This is a genomic window from Nocardia rosealba (assembly GCF_020216065.1).
Lineage (GTDB): Bacteria > Actinomycetota > Actinomycetes > Mycobacteriales > Mycobacteriaceae > Nocardia > Nocardia rosealba.
Window position 1 is genome coordinate 229,194 of record NZ_JAIWNA010000004.1, and the last position, 24,295, is coordinate 253,488.

Here is a 24,295-nt window from a genome sequence, read left to right on the forward strand (position 1 = left end):
GGAATGACCGCGCCCGCGCCCCACGGCATCAGTGGTCACGTCGCGGGTTTCGTCGCGGCGTTGCGCTCGCGCGGGGTGCCGGTCGGTCCGTCGGAAACCGTCGACGCGGGCCAGGTACTCACGGTGCTCGACCTGCTCGACCGGGAAGCGGTGCGGGAGGGCCTGGCCTGTGCGCTGCTGCGCCGCCCAACCCACCGCGCCACCTTCGACAGCCTCTTCGACCTGTGGTTCCCGGTTGCCGTCGGGCAGCGCAGTGCCGAGGCGCCCGAACTGCCCCGCACCCCCGACGGACGCGTCGATTTGCCCGCCCTGCGCGAACAACTCGCCGAACTGCTCGCCACGCCCGACAGCGGCAACCAGCTCGAGTTGCTCGCCGCCCAGGTGGTGGAGCAGCTCGGGCGATACCAATCGGCGCGTGGACCATCGTTCTCCGCCTATCAGGCGCTCAAAGACCTTGCGCCGCAGACCTTGCTGGCGCGTGCGCTGGCCGGTCTCGCCCTCCCGCCCGACGCGAGCGAACGCGACGCCGAGATCGCGCAGCGCCTGCTGCGGATGCGCATCGCCGGGTTCCGGGCCACCGTGGAAGAGGAGACGAACCGCCGCGTCGCCGAGCAGATCGGACGGGAACGGGTCGCCACCTACGGGGTCGCCCGGCAGGCCGAGGACGCCGATTTCCTGCGCGCCTCCGAACGTGAACTCGCCGATCTGCGGCGGGGAACCCACCGGTTGGCACGGATCCTCGCCTCGCGATTGGCGGTGCGGCGCAAGCGTTCCCGTCGCGGCGAGATCGACCTGCGCAAAACCCTGCGGGCATCGATGTCCACCGGGGGCGTGCCGATCGACCTGGTGCAGCGCAAACCACGCCCCGGGCGCCCTGATCTGGTTCTGCTGTGCGACATCTCGGGCTCGGTGGCCGGCTTCAGCGGCTTCACCCTGCTGCTGGTGAGCGCCCTGCGCGAACAGTTCTCCCGGGTGCGGATCTTCGCGTTCGTCGACCGCACCGACGAAGTCACCGACTACTTCGGCCCGCAAACCGGTCTCGACGACGTGCTCACCAGAATCTTCACCGAGTCCACCGTCATCGACTCCGACGGCCACTCCGACTACGGCCAGGCCTTCACCAGTTTCGCCGACAATTTCGGTGACGCCGTCACCAGCCGCACCTCGCTGCTCGTCCTCGGCGACGGTCGAACCAACTACCGCAACCCGAAGGTGGACACGCTGCGCGGGCTGGTCGAGACCGCCAAACACGCGCACTGGCTCAACCCCGAGCCGCACAACCTCTGGGGCACAGGCGATTCGGCCGCACCCGACTACGGTGCGGTGATCGAGATGCACGAATGCCGGTCGGCGCGCCAGCTCACCGACGTCGTGTCGAAACTGCTGCCGGTCTGAGGAGCCGCGAGATGGATGTACTGGCGTACTGCCTGGCCAAACCCGGTGCGTGGGAAGACGAACCGTGGGAGGGCGACACCGTGGCCAAGGTGGGCGACAAGGTGTTCGCGTTTCTCGGCGCGGGCACATCGATCGGTCTCAAATGCGGGCGCGACCGCGCCGAAGCCGACGAACTGGTCACCATCTACCCCGACGATGTCGCCGCCTCGGCCTACATCGGCCGCTACGGCTGGAACAGCATTCGCGTCGGCGGCGCCGTTCCCGACGACGAAATACGCGAACTCATCGACGCGTCCTACGACGCCGTCGTCGCCAAACTCCCGAAGTCGAAAAGGCCGCTGCGCTGAGACGTTGAGCGGACGTTAAGCCACTCGTAGGGGCGAACCACCAAGATCACCGCCATGCTGGCAGGGGCGTCGCGCGACGACGGGCGAACTGAACATCGGGGGACGGATCGAAGAATCGGGACCGTCGCCCGCTTCTGTGTCGTGCGGATGTGGTTCGCCCGGTGAGCGATCGGTTCGCCGCCGCCGAGAACGATGACGCTCGAGCCGAATTCGCCGCCCCAGCCGAACCCGCTGCCCAAGCCGCACTCGCGGGGTCGGCCGACCACGCCGTGCGAGTCGCAGGGGCGATCGACGAGGGCGCTGTCCACGATGCGCAGTTCCGGGTCGGTGCTCCCGCCGGCCAGGTAGATGCCGCCGGTTCGGCTGCCGCCGAGGCAGCCCGCCTGCTCGAGCCCGGTTCGCTGGCCCGCGCCGCGCGAAAGCTCGCGACGATCGCGGCGGCGCGCCTGCTCGACGCACCGGGCGCGGCGGAGGAGCAGTTGCGGCGCGCCCTCGTCGTCGGCGCGGCGGAGCTCGGGGCACGGGAGCGGGCGGAGCTACGGACCCGGCTGGTCACCGCGATCGCCGCCCAACCCGGTCGCGCTCGCGATATCGCCCGCGCGGCTGCCGCGGCCGCCGCCGATTGGGCGCCGATCTCGGCGGCCGACTCGGCACATCTGTGGATCGTCGCGGGCCGCTCCTGGCATCGAGCACGAGCACATACCGAGGCGGCGCGGGCGTTCGACCACGCGCTGCTCGACGGGGCCGCAGTCGGCTACCCACCCGGCGAGCTCGCGCGGGTCCGTGCGGTCTTCGCCGAATCGCTCAATCACCTCGGCCGATACCGCGAGGCGGCCTGGCAGTTCACCGAGGCCGCCCGCCTGATCGCCGGCTCGCCCACCGAGCGGCACCGGCACGCCGATCTGCTGTGGTCGGCTGCGGTGGCCAGGGAATGTTGTGGGCAGGAATCGGAGGCGCTCGGGGGCTATCTGCGCGCGGCCGGGCTCTGGGGCGAACAGGACAAGATCGTGCCCCGCGCGCGTTGCCTGCGCGCGGCGGCTTGGCTGCAACTGCGCGGCCCCGGCGGGACGCTGCGCGGCCCGTGGTGGGTGACCCTGGACGTGCTGCTCACCGAACTGAACCGCCTCGTCGCCACCGACCCGGCCGCCCACCACGTCGAGGAGTTGCGTCGCACCCGCAGTCAGTTCGCTCAGATGTGCGCCCAGGCCTCGGGCACGGTCGAGCACCGACCGGCCGAAGCGGGCCCGCGAGTACCGCGAGCCGATCGGTCCCGATTCCCGGAGCCCTCCGATCCGTACGAATGGTGGCGGTCCTATTAAGCTCGGACCTCATGCACGAGACAGCCCGGCCGCGCCGCAAGCTCGGTGTGATGGGTGGCACGTTCGATCCCGTTCACCACGGTCACCTCGTCGCCGCCAGCGAGGTCGCGCACCTGTTCGACCTGGACGAGGTGATCTTCGTCCCGACCGGTCAGCCCTGGCAGAAGGCGGGCAAACAGGTCAGTCCCGCCGAGGACCGCTACCTGATGACGGTGATCGCCACCGCGTCCAATCCGAGGTTCTCGGTGAGCCGGGCCGACATCGAACGCAACAAGGTCACCTACACCGTCGACACCCTGCGCGAGATGCAGAGCGCCCATCCCGACGCCGAGCTGTACTTCATCACCGGTGCGGACGCGCTGGCCAACATCCTGACATGGCAGGATTGGGCCGAACTGTTCGAACTGGCGAAGTTCGTCGGGGTGAGCCGTCCGGGGTACGAGCTGAACACCGACCATCTCGAGGAACATCTGCGGGACCTTCCCGCCGATGCCGTGACGATGATCGAGATCCCCGCGCTGGCCATCTCGTCGAGCGAATGCCGGCGCCGCGCCGCCCAGGGTCGGCCGGTCTGGTACCTCGTCCCCGATGGCGTGGTGCAGTACATATCGAAGCGGCACCTCTATGTGCCCGCAGGAACGGAAGGTAAGGCATGAGCGCCACCGCCGAAGCGGTCGAGATGGCCAGAGTCGCCGCACTCGCGGCCGACGACAAGCTCGCCACCGATGTCGTTGTCCTCGACGTCTCCGAACAGCTGGTGATCACCGACTGCTTCGTGATCGCGTCGGCGCCCAACGAGCGTCAGGTCAACGCGATCGTCGACAACGTCGAGGAGAAGCTGCGCGAGGCCGGGCACAAGCCCGTTCGTCGCGAAGGCACCCGCGAGGGACGCTGGGCGCTGCTCGACTACGTCGACGTGGTCGTGCACATCCAGCACAACGACGAGCGCAACTTCTACGCCCTCGAACGCCTGTGGCGTGACTGCCCGACGGTTCCCGTCGACGGTATCGCCGCACCCAAGGCCCCGGCCGCCGACGACGACGCGCAGGCAGAGGCAGACAGCGAGTGAGCAAGTACGCCCATGTGCGCACGTTGATCCTGCTGCGGCACGGGCAGACCGAATGGAACGCCGCCGACCGGATGCAGGGCCAGATCGACACCGATCTCACCGAGCTCGGTCGTCAGCAGGCCAAAGAGGCTGCCCGAGAACTGGTTTCACGCAACGCCATCGCCATCCACGCCTCCGATCTGCGTCGGGCCAAGGAGACCGCCCAGGCTCTCGGTGACCTCAGCGATCTGCCGGTGATCACCGATACCCGCTTGCGCGAGACCAACCTGGGTGACTGGGAAGGCCTGACCCACCTCGAGGTGGACGCCGACTACCCCGGTGCGCGGGTGCAGTGGCGGCTCGACGCCACCTACCGTCCGCCTGGCGGCGAGAGCAAACTCGAGGTCGGCGCCCGGTCGCTGCCCGTGGTGCGCGAACTGTACAACGAGCGGCAGGATTGGCCCGGTCGGACTATCATCCTGGTTGCGCACGGCGGGCTGATCGCTGCCCTGACGGCCGCGTTGCTGGATCTGCCACCGGAGAACTGGCCTGCCCTCGGTGGGCTGGCCAATACGAGCTGGGTGCAGCTGTCCAGTCACGGCCCGGATGTCGACCGACCCGGCTGGCGCCTCGATGTTTGGAACGCAGCGGCGAAGGTAGCTCCCGATGTCCTCTGAAGAGCCCGTCCGATCGGTACCGGACGAATTGTTCCAGCAGGTGACGGCCAAGCCCGGACGGCAATTGCCGGACGCGCTGTTCGGCCCGCCACCGGCGCGGCCCGCACGCCCCGAGCGTGAGGAGCCGATCCGTTCGGTACCCGACGAACTCTTCAAGCAGGTCACCGCTCGCAGTACCCGTTCGCTGCCCGACGCGCTTTTCGGGCCGCCGCCTTCCCCGGTCGCCGAACCCGAGACCGATTCGTCGGCCGATGACGAGTCCGGTTCGGGTGCACACGATTCCGGTGAGGAGTCGTCCGACGACGAGGGTTCCGTAGCGGCGAAGGTTGTCGACGATGTCGGTAATGCTGTCGGCGCGGGCTCGGCGGATGGCACCGACGCGCTGACCGAGGGCTCGGATTCCTCTGCGGCCCAGGTTGATACCGGCACTCCGGTGACTTCGGCCTCGGGCACCGACTCCGTGTCGCGTGCGCAGGACGACTCGAACACCACGGTCGACACGCAGACTGTGGACCGGGCCGACTCGACTCTGCCTCGGGCAGGTGAATCGGTTGCTGCCGAAGCGGAATCCCGTCCCAGGCAGACGGAAACGGCTCAGCCGCAGGCGAGCACTTCGACTGTTGCTCAGGTCGAAGCTACTCCCGCGCAGGACGGCGCTTCCGGTATCGCTCACGCGGAATCGGTTTCGGCGCGCGCTGATACGGCCGCCGAAGCGCTGCTCGGAGCTGAGACGGCAGAATCCGGCTCCACGGCCGAAGGGGAGCCCGGTGTGCAGTCGCAGGCCTTGCTCGCGCCTTCCCCGGTCCAGCCTGCCGACGGTGTGAGCGCGATGCCGAGTGTTCTCGCGGAACCTTCTGTCCCGCAGAATCAGTCGATCAGCACCGTCGATGCGGAGGCACCCGCGGTTCGGCAGGAGGTATCGACCGAGGTGGTCGAGCAGGCCTCGCCTCGGCCGGTGCTGTTGGTGATCGCCGATTCGCTCGCCTACTTCGGGCCCAAGGGTGGGTTGCCGGCCGATGATCCGAGGATCTGGCCGAATCTCGTGGCGGCCGAACTGGATTGGGATGTCGAGCTGGTCGCCCGGATCGGATGGACCTGCCGTGACGCCTACTGGGCACTGATCGGTGATCCCCGGGTGTGGGCCGCCGTGCCGCGCGCGGGGGCTGTCGTGTTCGCTGTCGGCGGCATGGACACCCTGCCGTCTCCGCTGCCCACCGCTCTGCGGGAGACGATCCGCTACATCCGTCCGCCCCGGCTGCGTCGCGGGGTGCGGGCCACCTACAACTGGCTGCAGCCGAAGCTGTCGAAACTCGGTCGCCCCGTTGCTCTTCCACCGAGGGTGAGCGTGGACTATCTGGAGCAGTCGCGTGAGGCGCTGACCCAGTTGCGTCCGGAGCTGCCGGTGGTCGCGGTGTTGCCGTCGGTGCATCGCTGCGATGCCTACGGTCGCGTGCACCGTGGTCGGCCGCGCGCGGTGAAGGCGTTGCGGGCGTGGTCGGCGCGCACCTCGGTGCCGCTGGTCGACCTCGGCGAAGCCGTGCGCGACGACATCGAATCGGGATCGGCCAACCCCGACGGTATCCACTGGGGCTGGGCCGGGCATCAGGCTGTTGCCACCGCCATGACCAAGGCGCTGCAGGAGGTTCGGTAGTCCGTGGCCGTTGTGGTGGTCACCGATTCGGCGGCCGGGTTGTCCGCCGACCTCGTCGCCGATCTCGGTATCGAAGTGGTGCCTCTGCACGTGCTGGTCGGTGATCGGCAGCTGCGCGAGGGCGTCGAGCCGGTCGAGATCGACTACAGCGCCGACTCGGTCACCACGTCGGCGGCCTCGCCGGGTGAATTGCGCGAGGCCTACGAACGCGCCATGGACCACAGCGGCGGCGACGGAGTGGTCGCCGTGCATCTGTCGCGCATGCTGTCGGCGACCTGGGAGGCCGGGCGACAAGCAGTGCGCGAGATGGGCGCCGACGGCCGTGTGCGCCTGGTTGATTCGCTCGGCGCGGGCTTGGCCACGGGGTTGCCTGTACTCGGCGCCGCCCGCCGTGCCCGGGCCGGTGACACCCTCGACGCGGTCTACGAGTGTGCGGCGGCCGCCGCCACCCGTGCCCGCACCTTCATTCTGGTGAACCGCACCGAACAGTTGCGCAAGGGCGGCAGGCTCAGCAGCGCGGCTGCCTTCTTCGGCAGCGAGCTCGTCACCAAACCACTGTTGCAGCTGGTCGAGGGCAAACTGGAGCTGCGGGAAAAAGTGCGTACACGGTCGCGCGCCGTCACCAAGCTCGTCGCCGCCGCGACGTCCGCCGCGGGCACCGACGGCGTAGCCCTCGGTATCCAGCATCTGGGTGCCGCCGAGGCCGCCGAGTCCCTGGCCGGCCAATTGCGCGAACAGAATCCCACCCTCACCGAACTCCACATCGCGGAATTCGGCCCCACTCTCGGTGTCCATCTGGGTGTGGGCGCCCTCGGTGTCGCGGTGCTGCCCGGCGGATGCACCTAGGTAGAGAATCTCGGTGACGACAACCGGCGCGCCCGGATCGGTTGCCTGCTTACGGTAGAGAACATGACCGCCTCCACCACGCGACCGACCCCGCCTGCCGTCGAAGTGCTGACCGTCGACTGGGAGCATCCGGACGCGGACGTGCTGCGCGCGGAGATGTCGGCAGAGGTCGGCCCGCGCTACGCCTACATCGAATTCGTCGGGCCGCCGCCGACACTCGTCGACCCGCGCACCGTCCACAAGACCTTCGTGGCCTACGCGGGCCGGACGCCCGCGGGCCATGCCGCAGTACGCTGGAACGCCGGGGATCTGGAGCTCAAGCGGATGTTCGTCCGACCGGCCTTTCGTGGCACGGGCACAGCCACGGCTTTGCTCGCGGCCGCCGAAGCGGCGGCGCGGGAGGCGGGGCAACCGCGACTCATCCTGCAGACCGGGCATCTGCAACCCGATGCTGTGCGGTTCTACGAACGCAGCGGATATCACCGGATCCCACTGTTCGCGCCGTATCACGAGCTGCCGCTGTCGAACTGCTTCGCCAAGAACCTGGCCTGAAAGGGTGCGGTGGCCGGGCTCTACGATGCCAGCGTGACCGCATTCGACGAGTTCGACTTTCCCGATACCTCGAACATGCCGCCGCGCAGGCAACACATCCTCGCGGTGATCCGGGATTCGGTGCTCGCGCACGGTTATCCGCCGAGTACGCGCGAGATCGCCGAGGCGGTGGGGCTGCGATCCACCTCGACGGTCTCCAAACATCTGAAGGCGTTGGAGGAGGACGGTTTTCTGCGCCGCAGTGCGGCGATGACCCGGCCCATCGACGTGCGCCTGTTCCTGCGTGGCGCACCCGGCGCGGGCTCCGATTCCGCCGTCAGCGTGCCGGTTGTCGGTGACATCGCGGCAGGCACGCCGATCACCGCCGAGCAGCATGCCGACGATGTCTTGACGCTGCCACGCGAGCTGGTCGGACGCGGTGAGGTCTTCGGCCTGCGCGTGCGCGGCGACTCGATGATCGACGCCGCCATCTGCGACGGCGATCTCGTCGTCGTCCGCAGCCAGCGTGAGGCCGACTCCGGCGACATCGTGGCGGCCATGATCGGTGAGGAGGCGACCGTGAAGGTGTACCGCCGCCGCAACGGCCACATCCACCTCGAACCGTGCAACCCCGCCTATTCGACGATCGACGGCGACGACGCCGTCATCCTCGGCAAAGTCGTCTCGGTGATGCGCCGCCTCTGATCCCGCTACGCCGGACCGAACCAGTCCAGCGACCGGCCGTGCGGGTCGGCGAAGCCCGACGCGACCTCGTCCAGCGCGAGCACCATGCGTGCTTTCTCGGACGCTCGTGGCGGGAGCCGGTCGGACAGCCAGGGCAGCACGCCCGTGCCTTCCTGGGAAATCCAGTGGCAGGGCAGTGATCGCACTGTCGCGCGGAACTGTTCCCTGGCTTCCGGCGCCAGGTAGGTGAGGACGGCGCTGTGGAAGACCACCACGGTGCTGTCGGGCGGCGCGGCGTACACGAGTTCGGTGATGCGTTCGTTCAGGTCGCCCGTGACAAGGATCGGTGGGTCGGCCGCGACGATCTCGCAGGCCGCGCGCAATCGGGTCTTCCGGTCCTCCTGGCCGGGCCAGACGAGTGCCTCCAACCATTCGCGGCTGTGCCGGTCGGTGACGTCGAGGGGGTTCAGATCGACGCCCGCCCGGTAGACGACCTCCGGCAGGGCGGTCGGCACGGGGACCGGGCCGGTCACGGTGCAGGGCAACACCACCGGTGACTCGCCGTCCGGCGGGTTCAGCACTGTTGTGCCGTATCGGTAGCTGAAACGGTCCGGGTAGAGACACAAACCCGCGGAGGCACCGACCTCGACGAGTGCGAGTGGGCCCGGCAGCCCGGCCAGCATCGGAAGCAGTGTCGCCGCACGGCCGACCTCGTTGGTCTGTGTGCGGTGGGACAACGCGGTTGTCGCGATCGCGTCCCACCGTTCGATCAGCTGCGTGCGGAATTCGCTGTAGGCCACCGCGTTCACACCGTTCACCGTCGCGGCGGCGAGCACGAGGTTGGGTTGCTGTTTCTCGGCGGGCAGCCGTGCGAGCAAGGCCAGCACGGCCGGGTCCTCGGCGATGTCGAGGGCACGGCGGTAGTACAGCGGGGAGTTGGTGTGGACTTCCCGCACCGCGAAGTCGCGGAAGCGTTGTGCCAGGTCCATGTGTACCTGCGTACTGCGAATCGGCCATGAGCGCACGGTATTCGGTGAGCACCGCCGGGGGTCGGCGGAAAAGCGCCGCTGACCGAGAGTTGTCCACAGGGTGCGAGTTATCCACAGGCCCGTCGAAAGTGCAGGTGGGCAGCGGGTTTCGAGGAGAGCCGATGGCTAGCGTCGCCGCCATGCCACGACACGAAGAGCACGAGCGAGTTCGGCAGCGGTTGGGCGGGCTCGCGGTGCAAGACAAACCACGACCGCACACGACGGCTCGGTGGGAGGCGGACGACGAGCCCCTCGATTACCGGCGAGGCGGGGCCGCTGACCCGCCACGGGCCGGCCACTGGGACGACGACGAACTGACTCCTGCGGACGGTCCGCCGGGCGAGGTGGGGACGCCCGGCTGGCTGGACGAGGAAGGTCGACGCGGACGGAACAAACTGGTGCCGGAACGTTTTCGTCAGGCTCGTATGGATCCGGGACGGCGCGGTGCGCTGGCGCTCGGGATCATCGGCTTGGTCGCGGTGGTGCTGACCGGAGTGATGGTGATGCGCGATCGCCCGGTATCGCAGGCGGTGCCACCGGTACCGGCACTGCGCGCCGAGCACATCACTCCACGCGCTGAACAGACCGCTGTGGTCGCGGCGGCGAGCGGTGCCGCGACCGCTGATCCGGGAGCCGGAATCGGGGGCGGGAGTGGGGAACTCGTCGTCAGCGTCGTTGGGTTGGTGCACCGTGCCGGATTGCATCGTCTGCCCGGCGGGGCACGGGTCGCCGACGCGATCGAGGTGGCAGGTGGTGCCCGCGAGGGTGCCGACCTCGCGGGGCTGAACCTTGCCCAGCGGCTGACCGATGGTGATCAGGTGGTTGTCGGTGCCGCAGGGCCGCTGGCGGGCCAACCCGTGCAGGGCAGCGCGATGATCAGTGCCGCCGGTGGGCCACCGGGTTCGAGCTCGGCGGGGGCCATCGCGGGCCCCGGTCCCGGTGCGGCCGGAGGCAGTTCGCGAGTCGACCTCAACTCGGCGACCGAGGCCGAACTCGATGCGCTGCCCGGCGTCGGACCGGTCACCGCGAAGGCGATCATCACGTGGCGGACGACCAATGGCCCGTTCACCGATGTGGCGCAACTCGGTGAGGTGAACGGTATCGGTCCGGCCCGACTGGCTCGCCTGCGCGATCTGGTCACGACATGACCCGTGTGCGGGGCGCGGTCGGCACCGGCCGGCGTGATCAGGCTGTGCACACCGCCGGTGCGGCGGGATGAGGGTCGGGGCGGATAGGGCGAGAGCGAAAACGCTGAGTGGGGCTGTCGATCGGCCGTTGGCGACCGGTTCCGCGTCGGTCGGCAGGTCGTTCACATCGCCGGGGTCGAGCCGTCGTCCATCGGTGAGGCCGGAGAACACGGCGGCCGACGAGGATCAGGAGGAGCCCGAGGTCCTCGATATGCGGCTGGTACCCGCGGCGCTCGGGTGCTGGGCGGCAACGCTCATCGCCCTGACCCTCGGGTGGCGAGCGGGGGTGGTGCTGGCCGTCTTGGTGGTGCTGGGAGCGATCGGCGCGTGGGTCGGGTTGTTGTGGGCGATAGCGCATCGGCGGGAACGGTGGCGGGTCGTCGCTGTGGCGGGGACAGCGACGATGCTGCTCGGCGCCGGGTTCGGGGCGGCGGCCGCGTGGCGCGAACATCACATGCAGGCGCATCCGTTGCGGGAATCGGTCGGGCGAACCGTGACCGTGGTAGCGGAGATCTCCGACGACGCCAAACAGATTCGGGCAGGCTCGTTCGGCGGTGAACGGCGATGGATCATCCGGGCAGGACTGCGCGAGTTCGGCAATGGTGCGCACCGCACACACGCCGGTGGCGCGCTGGTGGTTCTCGCTGCCGGGGAGGAGTGGGCGAAACTCGCGCCGGGACAGGTGGTTCGGTTCCGGGGAACGGTGAGCGAACCGTTGCGGACCGACCTCACCGTTGCCACGTTGCGGGCGATCGCCGAACCGGAGCGCATCGGTGTTCCGCCCTGGTGGCAACGACTCGCGACAGGTGTACGCGCCGACCTATCCGACGCAGCGGCGCGCGCCCTCCCGCCCGACGCGGCGGGACTGCTACCCGCCCTGGTCGTCGGCGACACCGCCGCGCTGTCGAACGAGGTCAGGGATGCCTTCGAAATCGCCGGCTTGCAACACTTATGCGTCGTCAGCGGCGCCAATTTCACAATCTTGTTGAGCGCGCTGCTCGGCTTGACCCGTATCCTCACCGCCGGACCGCGAACCAGGGCAGCGACCGCCGCGGGGGCAGTGGTGATGTTCGTGATCCTCGCCCGCCCGGATCCCAGCGTGCTGCGCGCCGCCGCAATGGGTTCGGTGACGGTGCTTGCCCTGCTGACAGGCCGACGCAAACAGGCACTACCCGCACTGTGTGGTGCGGTGATCGGATTGCTCGCCGTCGCACCGGAATTAGCGGTGAGCGCGGGATTCGCACTGTCGGTACTCGCCACGGCCGGGCTGATCCTGCTCGCACCGAGCTGGGCGGACTGGTTGCGCGAGCGCGGGTGGTGGCGTGTATCCGCCGAGATTCTCGCGGTGTCGGCGGCGGCCTTCGTCGTGACACTGCCACTGATGGTCGCCCTGTCCGGGCGGGTGAGCCTGGTAGCCGTCGCCGCCAATGCCCTCGTCGCACCCGTGGTCGGAGTGATCACGGTGATCGGAGCGGTCGGTGCCGTAGTCGCGTGCCTGTGGGTGGACGCGGCCGTGTGGGTGCTGTGGTGTGCGCGCCCGCCACTGTGGTGGTTGCTCGGCGTCGCCGAACACGCCGCCGCCCTCCCCGGTGCCGCCGTCACGGTGCAGTCGGGCACTGCTGCGGGCCTTGTGGCGGCCGCTCTGATGATCGTCCTGGTCGCGGCCCTGCGCTGGTCGCGGGCGCGTCGGCTCCTTGCCGTCGTCTGTCTCGGTATCGCCATCGTCCTGGTCCCTGTCCGGCTCTGGCACCCCGGGTGGCCACCCGCGGGCTGGGTCCTGGCCATGTGTGATGTCGGCCAGGGAGACGCCCTCGCTGTCGCTGTCGCCCCTGATGCCGCCATAGTCGTCGACGTCGGCCCCGACCCCCGCCCCATCCGCCGCTGCCTCGACCGCCTCCGGGTCACCCGGATTCCCCTCCTGATCCTCACCCACCCGCACGCCGACCACATCGACGGTTTCGCGGGCGCCCTCCACGGCCGCGCAGTAGACGTCATCGCCACCGCCCCCGGCGAAACCCACCCACCCACCTGCCCCACGCCAACTTTTGGATCACAGCCGAGGACTGCTGCGGAGATGCTGAGAGTTACCTCGGGGCTGCCGACAGCCTGTGCTCGGTCTGCGTCGAGTGAGACGACCGCAACGGAGAGCATTGGCGCTCATGACCATTCAGGCGACGGGGTGCGCAGGGTCGTGGAGCTTGCGGAGGACGCGGGGATCCCGCTGATCGAGCTGCATCAGGGGCATGTGTTGCGGTTCGGGGCGACAGAACTCGACGTTCTCGCGCCGGGGGAGCGGGCACCTGGTTCGCTGGAACTCGATGATGCCAATGATCGGTCGCTGGTGGTGCGGGCGCGCACGGCACTCGGGACGGTTCTGCTGACGGGGGACATCGAGAGCGAGGCTCAGCGGAAGATGATGCGCGACAACGACATCAGGGCCGACGTGCTCAAAGTTCCGCACCACGGTTCGCGGACGACGACAGCGGAATTCCTGCGCGCGGTCCGGCCGCGCCTGGCATTGATCAGCTCCGGCACCGACAACACCTTCGGACATCCACATCCCGATGTCATCGGGGTGCTCACCGCCCTGGGCGCGACAATCGCCCGAACCGACCTCGACGGCGATGTCATCGTGCTCGGGACAGCGACAGAACAACGGATGGTCAAGTCCCGCCGACTACCGCCACCGACACTTCGTTCACGTCGAGCACTTCGGTGCCGGGGACGGAGCGATCCCATCCGTGAGGCGCTACAGGGAGAAGCCGACACAACGCGATCGCTCGCGCGACAGGACCCGTGCGCGGCGGACGAGCAGCGGTATCGCGACCCTCGCCGATCCCGTCGGTCCCCCTACGTAGGATCGCCTCGTGAGCGAACTCCCTGCGGTGCATCTGGTTCTCGGTGACGAGGAACTGCTGGTCGAGCGCGCTGTCGCGCGGGTGATGAGCGAGGTACGGGCGGGGGCACCCGACCCGGACTCGGTGCCGGTGGACCGGATGCGCGCCGGTGACGCCAGCACCGCCGAACTGGCCGAACTGCTCAGCCCCTCACTGTTCGCCGAAGACCGCGTGATCGTGCTCGAATCGGCGGCCGAGGCGGGCAAGGACGCGGTGGCGGTGATCACCGACGCGGCCGCCGACCCGCCGCCCGGCGTGGTCCTGATGGTGCTGCACTCCGGTGGCGGCCGCGCCAAGGCGCTGGTCCCGGCGCTGCAGAAGCAGGGCGCCGTGGTGCACGAGTGCGCCAAGCTCACCAAACCGGCGGAGCGGGTGGAATTCGTACGCGGCGAGTTCCGGGCCGCGGGCGTGAAGGTCGGTGCCGAAGCGGTGCAGGTGCTGATCGAATGCGTCGGGTTCGAGCTGCGTGAACTGGCCGCGGCCTGTTCGCAGCTGGTGTCCGACACCGGCGGCAAGATCGATGTGAACGCCGTGCGCCGGTACTACTCGGGCCGCGCCGAGGTGACCGGTTTCGATGTCGCCGAACTCGCTGTGGCAGGCGACCGGTCGGCCGCGATGGAGGCGCTGCGCTGGGCGACCGACCGGGGCGTCCCACACGTGCTGCTGGCCGACGCGCTGGCCGACTCGGTCCACACCATCGCCAAGGTGGGATCGGCCGGTCGCGGCGACCCGTTCAAGCTGGCTCAGCAGCTCGGTATGCCGCCGTGGAAGGTGAAGAAGGCCCAAGCGCAGGCGCGTGGCTGGAACCCGGCCTCGATCGGCACCGCCCTGCAGGTGGTGGCCGCCCTCAACGCCGACGTCAAGGGCGGCGCCGCCGATGCCACCTTCGCCGTGGAGCACGCGCTCGCGCGCATCCTCGACCTGCGTGCCACCGGCTGAGGGTCAGTCGCCGATGACGGCGAGGGCCTCCTCGTCTTCCTCGAGGTCCTCGTACCGGCCCTCCCACTCCTCGTAGAGCGGGATCTCGTCCTCACGGGTGACGACCCAGGCGACGCTGTAGCCGCCGTCCTCGTCGGGCACCATCACGTTCTCGATCTTGAGACCGAGCCCGAGGATCTCCGCCGCGCGGATCACCTCGGCCAGGTCGTCGCCTCGTACCACCGTCTGATTCGCGTACACCGTCAACATGCGCGGAATGGTAGCCGACGACAAAAGCCGCCGTGGTCATCGAGGCCACGGCGGCTGCGTCTTGCGAACCGGGTACAGCGACCCGGGCAGATCAGATCTTGTTCAGAGCCAGCGCGAGCGCGGACTTCTTGTTGGCGGCCTGGTTGGCGTGGATGACGCCCTTGGAGGCAGCCTTGTCGAGCTTGCGGCTCGCGAACTGCAGCTGCTCGGCAGCCTTTTCCTTGTCACCGCTGGCAGCAGCTTCGCGGAAGTTGCGGATCGCGGTGCGCAGCGCGGACTTGACCGACTGGTTGCGCTTGCGCGCTTCCTCGTTGGTACGGATCCGCTTCATCTGGGACTTGATGTTGGCCACGCCTGTATCCTCTGGTTTCCTGTCGCTGGGTGGTATGTCTTGAAAGCTCGTCGGGCGCGCGCCCACGATGCAGCAGATGGTGCTGAACTACGGGTAACACCGCGCCGAAGATCGAGGTTACCAGCTCCGCACCGCCCGGCGAAATCGGCCCTGCCCGTCCGCGCCGGTGTGGGCGGCGAGTTCACCCGTTTCAGGTGATGCGAGAAATTTACGTGTGGCTCACACGACGTTGTCGCCGGGTAGTGGACAGTTTTCTCCCATGACCTCCACCACAACGCCGGGTACGGCACGATCCGCCTCACCGGCGTTGGTGAGCACGAACGGTCATCCGGCGGTCGCACACACCGGTTTGTTCCACGGCTACGGGCCCGGTCGCTTCGCCGATGCCTTCGACGAGATGTTCGACGCGAACGGCAAGGCCCGCGCGCCCTACCGGGGCATTCACGCGGCGATGGCCGCCAACGACCTCCACGATCTGGCCAAACGCTCCGCTGCCCTGGATCGCGCGTTCATCGATCAGGGCATCACCTTCTCCCTGTCGGGCCAGGAGCGGCCGTTTCCCCTCGATCTGGTGCCGAGGGTGATCGCGGCCGCCGAGTGGGCGCATCTCGAGCGGGGCATCACCCAGCGGGTCCGCGCGCTCGAGCTGTTCCTGGCCGACGTGTACGGCGAGCAGAACATCCTGCGCGACGGGGTGATCCCGAAGCGCCTGGTCACTTCCTGCGCGCATTTCCACCGCGAGGCCGCGGGCATCGTCCCGCCCAACGGTGTGCGTATCCATGTGTCGGGCATCGACCTGGTGCGTGACGAGCACGGCGATTTCCGGGTGCTCGAGGACAACCTGCGCTCGCCGTCGGGGGTCTCCTATGTGATGGAGAACCGGCGGACGATGGCGCGCGTCTTCCCCGACCTGTTCTCCTCGCACCTGGTCCGCGCGGTCGGCGACTATCCGGCGCACCTGTTGCGGGCATTGCGTGCCTCGGCGGCACCCAACGAGGCCGATCCGACGGTGGTCGTCCTCACGCCCGGCGTGCACAACGCGGCGTATTTCGAGCATTCGCTGCTGGCCAGGCAGATGGGGGTGGAGCTGGTCGAGGGTCGTGACCTGTTCTGCCGCGACAATGTCGTCTACCTGCGGACCACCGAGGGGGAACGGCAGGTCGACGTGATCTACCGCCGCATCGACGACATCTACCTCGACCCGATGCACTTCCGCCCGGACTCGGTGCTCGGCGTCGCCGGTGTGCTCAACGCCGCCCGCGCGGGCAATGTGGTGATCTCCAGTGCCGTCGGCAACGGCGTGGGCGACGACAAACTCATCTACACCTATGTGCCGGCGATCATCGAGTACTACCTGGGCGAGAAACCGATCCTGCCCAATGTCGACACCTTCCGGTGCTGGCTCGACGACGAACGCGCGGAGGTGCTCGACCGGATCGACGAACTGGTGGTCAAACCGGTGGAGGGGTCGGGCGGCTACGGCATCGTGATCGGCCCCGACGCCGACCGCGCCGAACTCGATGCCGTCCGCCGCAAGGTGTGCGCCGATCCGAGAGGCTGGATCGCGCAACCGGTGGTGCAGCTCTCGACGGTGCCGACCAAGATCGGTGACGACCTGGTCCCGCGGCACGTGGATCTGCGCCCGTTCGCGGTGAACGACGGCGACAGCATCTGGGTGCTGCCCGGCGGCCTCACCCGCGTCGCGCTGCCCGAAGGGTCGCTGGTGGTGAACTCGAGCCAGGGCGGTGGCAGCAAGGACACCTGGGTGCTGGCAGGCCGCTCCGACGACAGCGAGCTGGCCGGTCCGCAGCTGGTGAGTGATCCGCTCCGCGCCGATCCGTTCGAGCAGGGCCGCGACCTGACCACCTCGCAGGCTCATCAGCAACAGCAGCAGCAACAACAGACCCAGCGGCTGATCGGGGATTGACCACATGCTCGCCCGCAATGCCGAATCCTTGTACTGGATCGGCCGCTACGTCGAGCGCGCCGACGACACCGCCCGCATCCTCGATGTGGCCGTCCATCAGCTGCTCGAGGACGCCACCGTCGATGCCGACCGCACCTCACGGGTCCTGCTGGAGGTGCTCGGCATCGAACCGCCCGACGGGTTGCGCCTGGACGTCTGGTCGGTCACCGATCTGGTCGCGTTCAGCCACGAGCACGGTGTGTCCATCAGCGAGTCCATCGCGAAGGCGCGTGAAAATGCCCGTGGTGCACGGGAAGTCACCTCCAGCGAGATGTGGGAGTGCCTCAACACCACCTACAACGGGCTGGCGGCCGCCGAGCAGGCGGCACGTGGGCTCGGTCCGCACGAATTCTTCGCCTACGTCAAGGATCGCGCGGCGATGTTCACGGGCCTGACCGACTCGACGCTGAGCCGCGACGACGGGTACCGCTTCCTGCTGCTCGGTCGTTCCATCGAACGCATCGACATGATGGTCCGCTTGCTGCTGTCGCGCGCCGGTGACCGCACCTCCTCACCCGCCTGGGTGACGGTGCTGCGCTCGGCGGGCGCCCACGACACCTACCTGCGCACCCATCGTGGCGCGCTCGACGCGGCACGGGTGGCCGAATTCATCCTGCTCGACCGCCTTTTCCCGCGTTCGGTGTTCCACGCGTTGCTGGTCGCCGAGGCCTGCCTGACCGAGCTGGATCAGCGGCCGGGCAGCCGCGTCGGTGCCCGCCACGAAGCGCAACGGGTGCTCGGCCGGGCCCGCAGCGAACTGGAATTCCTGCCGCCCGGCGTGCTGCTGGAAAACCTGCAGACCCGGTTGCTCGCCTTGCAGAAGGCGTGCCGCGATGTCGGGGAAGCGGTGTCGCGGCAGTACTTCCACGCCGCCCCGTGGGTGGCCTGGACCGATGTGCGGCGCGGCACCGACGCCACCGTGACCGTGGAGGGGGAGCTGTGAGCTGGCGAATGCGGGTGGTGCACACCACCGGATACATCTACGACGCGCCGGTGACGCGCTCGTTCAACGAGGCAAGGCTCACTCCGAGGGCCGACAGCAGGCAGAACGTGATCCTCAACCGCGTCGAAACCGTGCCCGCCACCCGGTCCTACCGCTACACCGACTACTGGGGGACGGCCGTCACCGCGTTCGATCTGCACGCCCCGCACACCGAGCTGGAGGTGAGCGGGTCCTCGGTGGTGGAAACCGAACCCTTCACCGAACCGGCGACGGAACTGACCTGGGCCGAGCTGCGTGGCGAACGCACCGTCGACCGGTTCGACGAAATGCTCGGTCCCACCTCCTACGTTCCCCGCGACGAGTCCCTGGACGCCGTGGCCGGGCAGTTGGCGCACGGCGTCTCGCCCGCCCGAGCGGTGGTCCGGGCGGCCGAATGGGTGCACCGGGAAATGGACTACAGCGCGGGCACCACCTCGGTGCACACCTCGGCCACGCAGGCCTTCGCCGAACGGCGTGGTGTCTGCCAGGACTACGCGCACCTGACCCTGGTGTTGTTGCGCGCCATGGGAATTCCCAGTCGCTATGTGTCGGGATATCTGCATCCGAACCCGGCCGCGCCGATCGGGGAGGCGGTCGCGGGGGAGTCGCACGCCTGGGTCGAGGCGTGGACGGGACAGTGGTGGGGTTACGACCCGACCAACAATCTGGCGCTCAATGAGCAGCACGTGTCGGTGGGTGTCGGGCGGGACTACGCGGACGTACCGCCGTTGAAAGGGGTGTTCTCCGGCGGCGGCTCGACGGACCTCGCGGTCGTTGTAGAGGTCACTCGCCTGGCGTAATGTCCGAAACGCTCGTGCGGACCCCGCTCGTCGCGGGGATCATTCTCCCGGAGAGGTGGTCGCGATGTCGCTCACAGCACAAGAACTCAGTGAACCCGAAGTCATCCCCGAGCCCAAGAAATGGGCCGCGGAAGCGCTCGGCACCTTCCTTCTCGTCATGGGCGGTGTCGGCACCGCGGTCATCGCCGGTGATCGGGTGGGTGCGCTCGGTGTGGCGCTGGCCTTCGGTCTCACCCTGCTGTTCCTCGTGTACTCCATCGGGCCGATCTCGGGCTGCCATGTGAACCCCGCGGTCACCCTCGGCCAGTTGTTGCTCGGGCGGGTCACGGTCGTCTCGGCGGTCGGGTACTGGGTCGCCCAGCTCATCGGTGGCCTCCTGGCCGGGCTGGTGCTGTTCGCGGTGGCCAAGAACCTGCCGAGCTACGACCGGCCGGTCGACGGTCTCGGTGCCAACGGCTGGGGCAAGCACAGTCCGTCGGCGGCCACCGGCCCGCTCGGCGAGGTCGTGGTGCAGAACGGGTACGGCATGGCGGCCATGATCATCATCGAGGTGATGCTCACCGCGGTGCTGGTCTTCGTCGTGCTCGCGTCGACCGACCGCCTCTCGGATGTGCCGCTGGCCGGTATGTCGATCGGATTCACGCTCGCGGTGATCCACCTGATCTCGATCCCGGTCGACAACACCTCGGTCAATCCGGCGCGCAGCCTCGCGGTCGCCCCGTACCAGGACGGCGCGATGGGTCAGGTGTGGGCGTTCTTCGTGTTCCCGCTGATCGGCGGCGTGCTCGGGGCATTGGTGTACGGCATGATCTTCGGCCGTTCCCGGGATGTACTGAGCTGAACCGGGCTGTCACGACCCCCGATCCGGTGCGTCCGGGTCGGGGGTCGTCGCGTCAGCTCCAGCTGTATTCGGCCACCAGCCGATGCGCGACCAGGTCGAAGGTCTTGCGTTCGACGATCGCGCCTTCGCGCCGGATACCGTCCTCGGGCACATCGAGCACCCGGTCCAGCCGCACCCAGCTCGCCCGGCCCGCGTGGTCCCAGGGGCCCGAGCCGATGCCCACCCAGTTGCGGTCGTGCGCGCGTTCGGGTTTCGACGACAGCATCAGCCCGAGCAGCGTTTTACGGTCGCGGCCGACCACCAGCACCGGCCGGTCCTTGCCGTTGGTCGGGTCCTCCTCGAACGGCACCCAGGTCCACACGACCTCACCCGGGTCGGCGCGCCCGTCCAATTGCGGGCAGTACACGATCTGGCGGGCCCGATGCGCGGTCGGCACCGGTGTCGAGGCGGTCGGGCGCACCGGCACGACGGGGCCGGGCTTGGCGCCGCCCAAGGCACCCGCCAGCTTCTCGAGCAGCCGAGGTCCCTGCTTGCGCACGATCTTCGGCCCCTGCTCCTTGGCGATCACGCCGAGCTGCTTGCCGAGAGTGTTCCAACTGCTGGCCATGCTTGGAAATATAACGACTGACCCGGCTCCGGTGCACCGGTGACAGAGCCGCGCGTGTGGTCATGGGACGATGGACCCAGTTCGCCGATACCCCTCGAGGAGTGGAGTGGCTTCCAGCTTTGCCGATACGACGTTCACCGATCCGTCGCGGATCAGGAACTTCTGCATCATCGCCCACATCGACCACGGCAAGTCGACCCTGGCCGATCGGATGTTGCAGCTGACCGGTGTGGTCGAGGAGCGGGCGATGCGCGCCCAGTACCTGGACCGGATGGACATCGAGCGCGAGCGCGGGATCACCATCAAGGCGCAGAACGTCCGCCTGCCGTGGCAGGTCGACGGCACCGACTACGTGCTGCACCTGATCGACACCCCGGGCCACGTCGACTTCACCTACGAGGTGTCGCGCGCGCTGGAGGCCTGTGAGGGTGCGATCCTGCTGGTCGACGCCGCGCAGGGGATCGAGGCACAGACCCTCGCCAATCTCTACCTGGCGATGGACAAGGACCTCACGATCATCCCGGTCCTGAACAAGATCGACCTGCCCGCCGCCGACCCGGATCGCTACGCCGCCGAGATCGCCCACATCGTCGGCTGTGAACCCGACGACGTGCTCCGCGTGTCCGGCAAGACCGGCGTCGGTGTGCCCGCGCTGCTCGACGAGGCGGTCCGGTTGGTCCCGCCGCCGGTCGGCGACGCCGACGCGCCCGCCCGCGCCATGATCTTCGACTCCGTCTACGACACCTACCGCGGTGTGGTCACCTACATCCGCGTGGTCGACGGCAAGCTGACCCCGCGTCAGAAGATCAAGATGATGTCGACCGGCGCGACCCACGAACTGCTCGAGATCGGCATCGTCTCGCCCGAACCCAAGCCCACCCAGGGTCTGGGCGTCGGCGAGGTGGGCTACCTCATCACCGGCGTGAAGGACGTTCGCCAGTCCAAGGTCGGTGACACCATCACCAGCGCCCGCGACGGCGCGACGCAGGCCCTCACCGGGTACCGCGAACCCCAGCCGATGGTCTACTCCGGCCTCTACCCGGTGGACGGTTCGGACTACCCGAACCTGCGCGACGCCCTGGACAAGCTCCAGCTCAACGACGCCGCGCTCACCTACGTGCCGGAAACCTCGGTGGCGCTCGGTTTCGGCTTCCGCTGCGGCTTCCTCGGTCTGCTGCACATGGAGATCACCCGCGAACGCCTCGAGCGCGAGTTCGGTCTCGACCTCATCTCCACCGCGCCCAATGTGATCTACCGCGTGGTCATGGAAGACGGTAAAGAACACATCGTCACCAATCCCTCGTTCTGGCCGGAGGGCAAGGTGCGCCAGGCTTTCGAGCCGGTCACCAAGTGCACCGTGATCGCACCGAGCGAGTTCATCGGTTCCATCATGGAGCTGTGTCAGTCCCGGCGCGGCGAGCTGCTCGGCATGGACTACCTGTCCGAGACCCGCGTCGAGATGCGGTACACGCTGCCGATGGCCGAGATCATCTTCGACTTCTTCGATTCGCTGAAGTCGCGCACGCGCGGCTACGCCAGCCTCGATTACGAAGAGGCGGGCGAGCAGGAAGCCGCGCTGGTGAAGGTCGACATCCTGTTGCAGGGTGAGGCTGTCGACGCGTTCAGCGCCATCGTGCACAAGGACGCGGCCCAGCCCTACGGCAACAAGATGACGACCAAGCTGCGCGAACTCATCCCGCGTCAGCAGTTCGAGGTGCCCATCCAGGCGGCGATCGGCTCGAAGATCATCGCGCGCGAGAACATCCGTGCCATCCGCAAGGACGTGCTCGCCAAGTGCTACGGCGGTGACATCAGCCGTAAGCGCAAGCTGCTCGAGAAGCAGAAGGAAGGCAAGAAGCGCATGAAGACCATCGGCCGGGTCGATGTGCCGCAGGAGGCTTTCGTGGCAGCGCTGTCCTCGGACGCCTCCTCGGACAAGCCGAAGGGCAAGTAACTCAGCCGGGTTCGGTGGGCACACGCACGGTGAGGCGTGTGCCGCCGAGCGGGCTGCGGCTCAATTGGGCTGTACCGCCGTGTAATTCGGCCTGTTGACGAACCAGCGCCAGGCCGAGTCCCGATCCGGGTGAACCGGGACGTTTGACGAAGCGGTCGAAAGCGTTGGCGCCCAGGTGCTCCGGGATGCCGGTGCCGTTGTCGTCGATGGTGATCGAGCCCGGCTCCGCCCGGACCTGCACCACGCTCGCCCGGCCGTGGTGTACCGCGTTGGCCACGGCGTTCGTCACGATCAGCATGATGCCGCCGGGCAGCCCGGTCATCGGGACCGGATCGCAGGCGGTGAGGGTGATCTCGGTGCCGGGGTGGGTGCGGCGCGCGTTCTGTACGGCGCGGTCGAGGGTTTCGCACAGTTCGAACGGTTCGAATGCGGCGCGGTCGGTGAGTTCGCCGACGGCCAGGCGCTCGAGATCGGTGAGGGTGTGCTCGATCTGGCGTTCGGCCTCCAGCACGTCGGCCAGGACAATGCCGCGCTGCTCGGCGGGCAGTTCGGTACCGGCGAGCACCTGCAGATCGGTGCGCATGGCGGTGAGCGGGGTGCGCAGTTCGTGCGCGCAGACGGCGGCGAAATCGCGGGCGCTCGCCAGGGCCTGATTGGTCTGTCCGTGCGCGGTTTCCAGACGCGTGAGCATGCGGTTGATGGCGTCGGACAGTTCCTCGGCCTCCCTGACCCCGCGCCCCGGCAACGGTGGCAGGCGGTCGAGGGTGTCGATCTCGTGTGTGGCCGAGGCGAGCCTGCGCAGCGGCCGGGCCGCGAAACCGGCGAGCACCCAACCCAATCCGGCCGCGACGAGCACTCCGCCCACGCCGATGCCGAGCCCGATCAGCTGGCTGCGGGTGATGGCGGCATCGATCAGATCGCGGTCGGGGTTCAGCCGCACGACCATGCCCGGCGCGCCCTGCACGAGCGCCAGCCCGACATCCGGCGGCGCGGGGCGAGTGAGCGGTCGACCGTTGGGTAGCGGACCGGCCGAGCCGTCCGGTGCGACCTCGTCCGGTGCGGGCGCAGGTGACGTTTCGAAGGGAGTCGCAGGCTCGGGCGGAACCGGTGGTGCGGAAGGGATTCGATGGGCGGGATGGGCGACGATCACCCGCATCGTCGACACGGTCTCGTCGAGCTGACGATCACCCGCCGCTTTCAACAGTGCCGCGTAGGTGAGCCCGAGTGTCACCGCGACGACCGCGGCGACCACCGCCGACACCACCGCCACCCGGGTACGCAACGACCAGGAGCGCGTTCTCACGGCTGCTCCCGCATGACGAACCCGACCCCGCGCACGGTGTGCACCACTCGCTCCACCCCGTCGGCCTCCAGTTTCCGGCGCAGATACGACACGAACACATCCACCACATTCGTGTCGGTGCTGAAGTCGTAGCCCCACACGGTGGACAGGATCTGTTCGCGACCCAGCACGATGCCCTCGTTACGGGCCAGCATCGCCAGCAGTTCGAACTCGCGCTTGGTCAGGTCGACGGGGCGCCCGGCCGCGCGCACCCGGTGCCCGGCCAGATCGATCGCCACCTCACCGACCCGGATCGTCTCGCCGTTGGACGCGCCGGTGACCGGTCTGCGCCGCAGCAACGCACGCAACCGGGCCACGAGTTCGCCGAGGTCGAAGGGCTTGGTGAGATAGTCGTCGGCACCCTTTTCCAGGGCGGCGATCCGGTCGGTCACCGCGCTGCGGGCGCTGAGCACGCAGATGGGGATGTCGTTGCCCAACGCCCGCAACGCCGTGACCACGCCCACGCCGTCGAGCTCGGGCATGTTCACATCGAGCACCATGGCGTCTGGGGTGGCCGAGCGCACCAGGGTGAGGGCAGCGGCGCCGTCGCTCGCGGTGAGCACCTCGAACCCCGACAGTTCCAGCCCGCGCCGCAGCGACGCGAGCACGCGGACCTCGTCGTCGACGACCAAGATCTGCTGTCCGGTCATCTG

Annotated in this window: 24 protein-coding genes; 18 read left to right on the forward strand and 6 right to left on the reverse strand. The window is 68.6% G+C overall.

Features of this window, described 5'->3' with window-relative positions:
• Nucleotides 1-3: 3 nt before the first annotated feature.
• From LDL21_RS17885 to lexA, 10 genes are all read left to right on the forward strand, one after another.
• Nucleotides 4-1,395, forward strand: a complete 1,392-nt coding sequence (locus tag LDL21_RS17885; RefSeq protein WP_225281028.1) for a vWA domain-containing protein — start codon at nt 4-6, stop codon at nt 1,393-1,395.
• Between the two features lie 11 nt (nt 1,396-1,406).
• On the forward strand, nt 1,407-1,742 hold the full coding sequence (locus LDL21_RS17890) for an MmcQ/YjbR family DNA-binding protein (protein WP_181698344.1): 336 nt from the start codon (nt 1,407-1,409) through the stop codon (nt 1,740-1,742).
• Nucleotides 1,743-1,903: 161 nt separating this feature from the next.
• Nucleotides 1,904-3,061, forward strand: a complete 1,158-nt coding sequence (locus LDL21_RS17895) for a hypothetical protein (protein ID WP_225281029.1) — start codon at nt 1,904-1,906, stop codon at nt 3,059-3,061.
• A gap of 11 nt (nt 3,062-3,072) precedes the next feature.
• Nucleotides 3,073-3,717: a nicotinate-nucleotide adenylyltransferase gene (nadD, locus tag LDL21_RS17900; protein WP_067486262.1), complete on the forward strand. Its 645-nt coding sequence runs from the start codon at nt 3,073-3,075 to the stop codon at nt 3,715-3,717.
• On the forward strand, nt 3,714-4,130 hold the full coding sequence (gene rsfS, locus LDL21_RS17905) for a ribosome silencing factor (RefSeq protein ID WP_067486264.1): 417 nt from the start codon (nt 3,714-3,716) through the stop codon (nt 4,128-4,130). The genes nadD and rsfS overlap by 4 nt, the downstream gene beginning before the upstream one ends.
• Entirely contained in the window at nt 4,127-4,786 is a 660-nt protein-coding gene (locus tag LDL21_RS17910) for a histidine phosphatase family protein (protein ID WP_067486266.1), read from the forward strand. The genes rsfS and LDL21_RS17910 overlap by 4 nt, the downstream gene beginning before the upstream one ends.
• Nucleotides 4,776-6,437 carry a diglucosylglycerate octanoyltransferase gene (gene octT, locus LDL21_RS17915; protein WP_225281030.1) on the forward strand — a complete coding sequence of 554 codons (1,662 nt, stop codon included), beginning with the start codon at nt 4,776-4,778 and terminating at the stop codon, nt 6,435-6,437. Before LDL21_RS17910 ends, octT begins: the two co-directional genes overlap by 11 nt.
• Before the next feature lie 3 nt (nt 6,438-6,440).
• Entirely contained in the window at nt 6,441-7,283 is an 843-nt protein-coding gene (locus LDL21_RS17920) for a DegV family protein (protein ID WP_181698346.1), read from the forward strand.
• Between the two features lie 63 nt (nt 7,284-7,346).
• Complete coding sequence (locus tag LDL21_RS17925) at nt 7,347-7,835, forward strand: GNAT family N-acetyltransferase (RefSeq protein ID WP_225281031.1); 489 nt, start codon at nt 7,347-7,349, stop codon at nt 7,833-7,835.
• Nucleotides 7,836-7,910: 75 nt separating this feature from the next.
• Entirely contained in the window at nt 7,911-8,519 is a 609-nt protein-coding gene (gene lexA, locus LDL21_RS17930; RefSeq protein ID WP_255675189.1) for a transcriptional repressor LexA, read from the forward strand.
• Between the two features lie 5 nt (nt 8,520-8,524).
• On the opposite strand, the gene LDL21_RS17935 is transcribed toward lexA, so the two are convergent.
• Nucleotides 8,525-9,487: a DUF2332 domain-containing protein gene (locus LDL21_RS17935; RefSeq protein ID WP_225281033.1), complete on the reverse strand. Its 963-nt coding sequence runs from the start codon at nt 9,485-9,487 to the stop codon at nt 8,525-8,527.
• Between the two features lie 161 nt (nt 9,488-9,648).
• Between LDL21_RS17935 and LDL21_RS17940 the strand changes: the two genes are divergently transcribed.
• The 3 genes from LDL21_RS17940 (at nt 9,649) to holA (ending at nt 14,549) form a co-directional block, all read left to right on the forward strand.
• Nucleotides 9,649-10,674 (forward strand): ComEA family DNA-binding protein, encoded by a 1,026-nt coding sequence (locus LDL21_RS17940; RefSeq protein WP_225281034.1) that lies wholly within the window; start codon nt 9,649-9,651, stop codon nt 10,672-10,674.
• A gap of 193 nt (nt 10,675-10,867) precedes the next feature.
• Nucleotides 10,868-13,618 carry a ComEC/Rec2 family competence protein gene (locus tag LDL21_RS17945; protein WP_225281035.1) on the forward strand — a complete coding sequence of 917 codons (2,751 nt, stop codon included), beginning with the start codon at nt 10,868-10,870 and terminating at the stop codon, nt 13,616-13,618.
• A complete protein-coding gene (gene holA / locus LDL21_RS17950; RefSeq protein ID WP_181698350.1) occupies nt 13,581-14,549 on the forward strand; it encodes a DNA polymerase III subunit delta in 969 nt (322 codons plus the stop codon). The genes LDL21_RS17945 and holA overlap by 38 nt, the downstream gene beginning before the upstream one ends.
• Before the next feature lie 3 nt (nt 14,550-14,552).
• Here the strand turns inward: holA and LDL21_RS17955 are convergent, their stop codons facing one another.
• Nucleotides 14,553-14,798 (reverse strand): hypothetical protein, encoded by a 246-nt coding sequence (locus LDL21_RS17955; protein WP_067486280.1) that lies wholly within the window; start codon nt 14,796-14,798, stop codon nt 14,553-14,555.
• A 91-nt stretch (nt 14,799-14,889) separates the two neighbouring features.
• The gene (rpsT, locus tag LDL21_RS17960; RefSeq protein WP_067486282.1) at nt 14,890-15,150 is read right to left on the reverse strand and encodes a 30S ribosomal protein S20; all 261 of its coding nucleotides are present in this window, start codon (nt 15,148-15,150) and stop codon (nt 14,890-14,892) included.
• A gap of 397 nt (nt 15,151-15,547) precedes the next feature.
• On the opposite strand from rpsT, the gene LDL21_RS17965 reads away from it, so the two are divergent.
• The 4 genes from LDL21_RS17965 to LDL21_RS17980 all read left to right on the forward strand — a co-directional run bounded on the left by LDL21_RS17965 (nt 15,548) and on the right by LDL21_RS17980 (nt 19,739).
• The gene (locus LDL21_RS17965; RefSeq protein ID WP_225281188.1) at nt 15,548-17,077 is read left to right on the forward strand and encodes a circularly permuted type 2 ATP-grasp protein; all 1,530 of its coding nucleotides are present in this window, start codon (nt 15,548-15,550) and stop codon (nt 17,075-17,077) included.
• Between the two features lie 4 nt (nt 17,078-17,081).
• Nucleotides 17,082-18,059: an alpha-E domain-containing protein gene (locus LDL21_RS17970; RefSeq protein ID WP_181698352.1), complete on the forward strand. Its 978-nt coding sequence runs from the start codon at nt 17,082-17,084 to the stop codon at nt 18,057-18,059.
• An 8-nt stretch (nt 18,060-18,067) separates the two neighbouring features.
• Complete coding sequence (locus tag LDL21_RS17975) at nt 18,068-18,898, forward strand: transglutaminase family protein (RefSeq protein ID WP_225281189.1); 831 nt, start codon at nt 18,068-18,070, stop codon at nt 18,896-18,898.
• A 64-nt stretch (nt 18,899-18,962) separates the two neighbouring features.
• Nucleotides 18,963-19,739, forward strand: coding sequence for an aquaporin (locus LDL21_RS17980; RefSeq protein WP_181698353.1), 777 nt, complete (start codon nt 18,963-18,965; stop codon nt 19,737-19,739).
• 52 nt (nt 19,740-19,791) lie between these two features.
• Here the strand turns inward: LDL21_RS17980 and LDL21_RS17985 are convergent, their stop codons facing one another.
• Nucleotides 19,792-20,346: a type II toxin-antitoxin system PemK/MazF family toxin gene (locus LDL21_RS17985; protein ID WP_067642340.1), complete on the reverse strand. Its 555-nt coding sequence runs from the start codon at nt 20,344-20,346 to the stop codon at nt 19,792-19,794.
• A 106-nt stretch (nt 20,347-20,452) separates the two neighbouring features.
• Between LDL21_RS17985 and lepA the strand changes: the two genes are divergently transcribed.
• Nucleotides 20,453-22,300, forward strand: coding sequence for a translation elongation factor 4 (gene lepA / locus LDL21_RS17990; RefSeq protein ID WP_181698354.1), 1,848 nt, complete (start codon nt 20,453-20,455; stop codon nt 22,298-22,300).
• A gap of 1 nt (nt 22,301) precedes the next feature.
• Here lepA and LDL21_RS17995 read toward each other — a convergent pair whose 3' ends face one another.
• Both LDL21_RS17995 and LDL21_RS18000 read right to left on the reverse strand, forming a co-directional pair.
• Nucleotides 22,302-23,603, reverse strand: a complete 1,302-nt coding sequence (locus LDL21_RS17995) for a sensor histidine kinase (RefSeq protein ID WP_225281036.1) — start codon at nt 23,601-23,603, stop codon at nt 22,302-22,304.
• Complete coding sequence (locus LDL21_RS18000) at nt 23,600-24,292, reverse strand: response regulator transcription factor (protein WP_225281037.1); 693 nt, start codon at nt 24,290-24,292, stop codon at nt 23,600-23,602. The genes LDL21_RS17995 and LDL21_RS18000 overlap by 4 nt, the downstream gene beginning before the upstream one ends.
• Nucleotides 24,293-24,295: the final 3 nt, after the last annotated feature.

What these genes read in the sequence shown, in the direction of transcription:
- LDL21_RS17925 (WP_225281031.1), top strand. Translation starts at nt 7,347, where the DNA reads ATGACCGCCTCCACCACGCGACCGACCCCGCCTGCCGTCGAAGTGCTG.
- LDL21_RS17935 (WP_225281033.1), bottom strand. Translation starts at nt 9,487, where the DNA reads ATGGACCTGGCACAACGCTTCCGCGACTTCGCGGTGCGGGAAGTCCAC.
- LDL21_RS17980 (WP_181698353.1), top strand. Translation starts at nt 18,963, where the DNA reads ATGTCGCTCACAGCACAAGAACTCAGTGAACCCGAAGTCATCCCCGAG.
- octT (WP_225281030.1), top strand. Translation starts at nt 4,776, where the DNA reads ATGTCCTCTGAAGAGCCCGTCCGATCGGTACCGGACGAATTGTTCCAG.
- rsfS (WP_067486264.1), top strand. Translation starts at nt 3,714, where the DNA reads ATGAGCGCCACCGCCGAAGCGGTCGAGATGGCCAGAGTCGCCGCACTC.
- LDL21_RS17975 (WP_225281189.1), top strand. Translation starts at nt 18,068, where the DNA reads ATGCGGGTGGTGCACACCACCGGATACATCTACGACGCGCCGGTGACG.
- LDL21_RS17955 (WP_067486280.1), bottom strand. Translation starts at nt 14,798, where the DNA reads ATGTTGACGGTGTACGCGAATCAGACGGTGGTACGAGGCGACGACCTG.
- nadD (WP_067486262.1), top strand. Translation starts at nt 3,073, where the DNA reads ATGCACGAGACAGCCCGGCCGCGCCGCAAGCTCGGTGTGATGGGTGGC.
- LDL21_RS17885 (WP_225281028.1), top strand. Translation starts at nt 4, where the DNA reads ATGACCGCGCCCGCGCCCCACGGCATCAGTGGTCACGTCGCGGGTTTC.
- LDL21_RS17985 (WP_067642340.1), bottom strand. Translation starts at nt 20,346, where the DNA reads ATGGCCAGCAGTTGGAACACTCTCGGCAAGCAGCTCGGCGTGATCGCC.
- lexA (WP_255675189.1), top strand. Translation starts at nt 7,911, where the DNA reads ATGCCGCCGCGCAGGCAACACATCCTCGCGGTGATCCGGGATTCGGTG.
- LDL21_RS17970 (WP_181698352.1), top strand. Translation starts at nt 17,082, where the DNA reads ATGCTCGCCCGCAATGCCGAATCCTTGTACTGGATCGGCCGCTACGTC.
- LDL21_RS18000 (WP_225281037.1), bottom strand. Translation starts at nt 24,292, where the DNA reads ATGACCGGACAGCAGATCTTGGTCGTCGACGACGAGGTCCGCGTGCTC.
- LDL21_RS17940 (WP_225281034.1), top strand. Translation starts at nt 9,649, where the DNA reads ATGGCTAGCGTCGCCGCCATGCCACGACACGAAGAGCACGAGCGAGTT.
- LDL21_RS17890 (WP_181698344.1), top strand. Translation starts at nt 1,407, where the DNA reads ATGGATGTACTGGCGTACTGCCTGGCCAAACCCGGTGCGTGGGAAGAC.
- LDL21_RS17965 (WP_225281188.1), top strand. Translation starts at nt 15,548, where the DNA reads ATGTTCGACGCGAACGGCAAGGCCCGCGCGCCCTACCGGGGCATTCAC.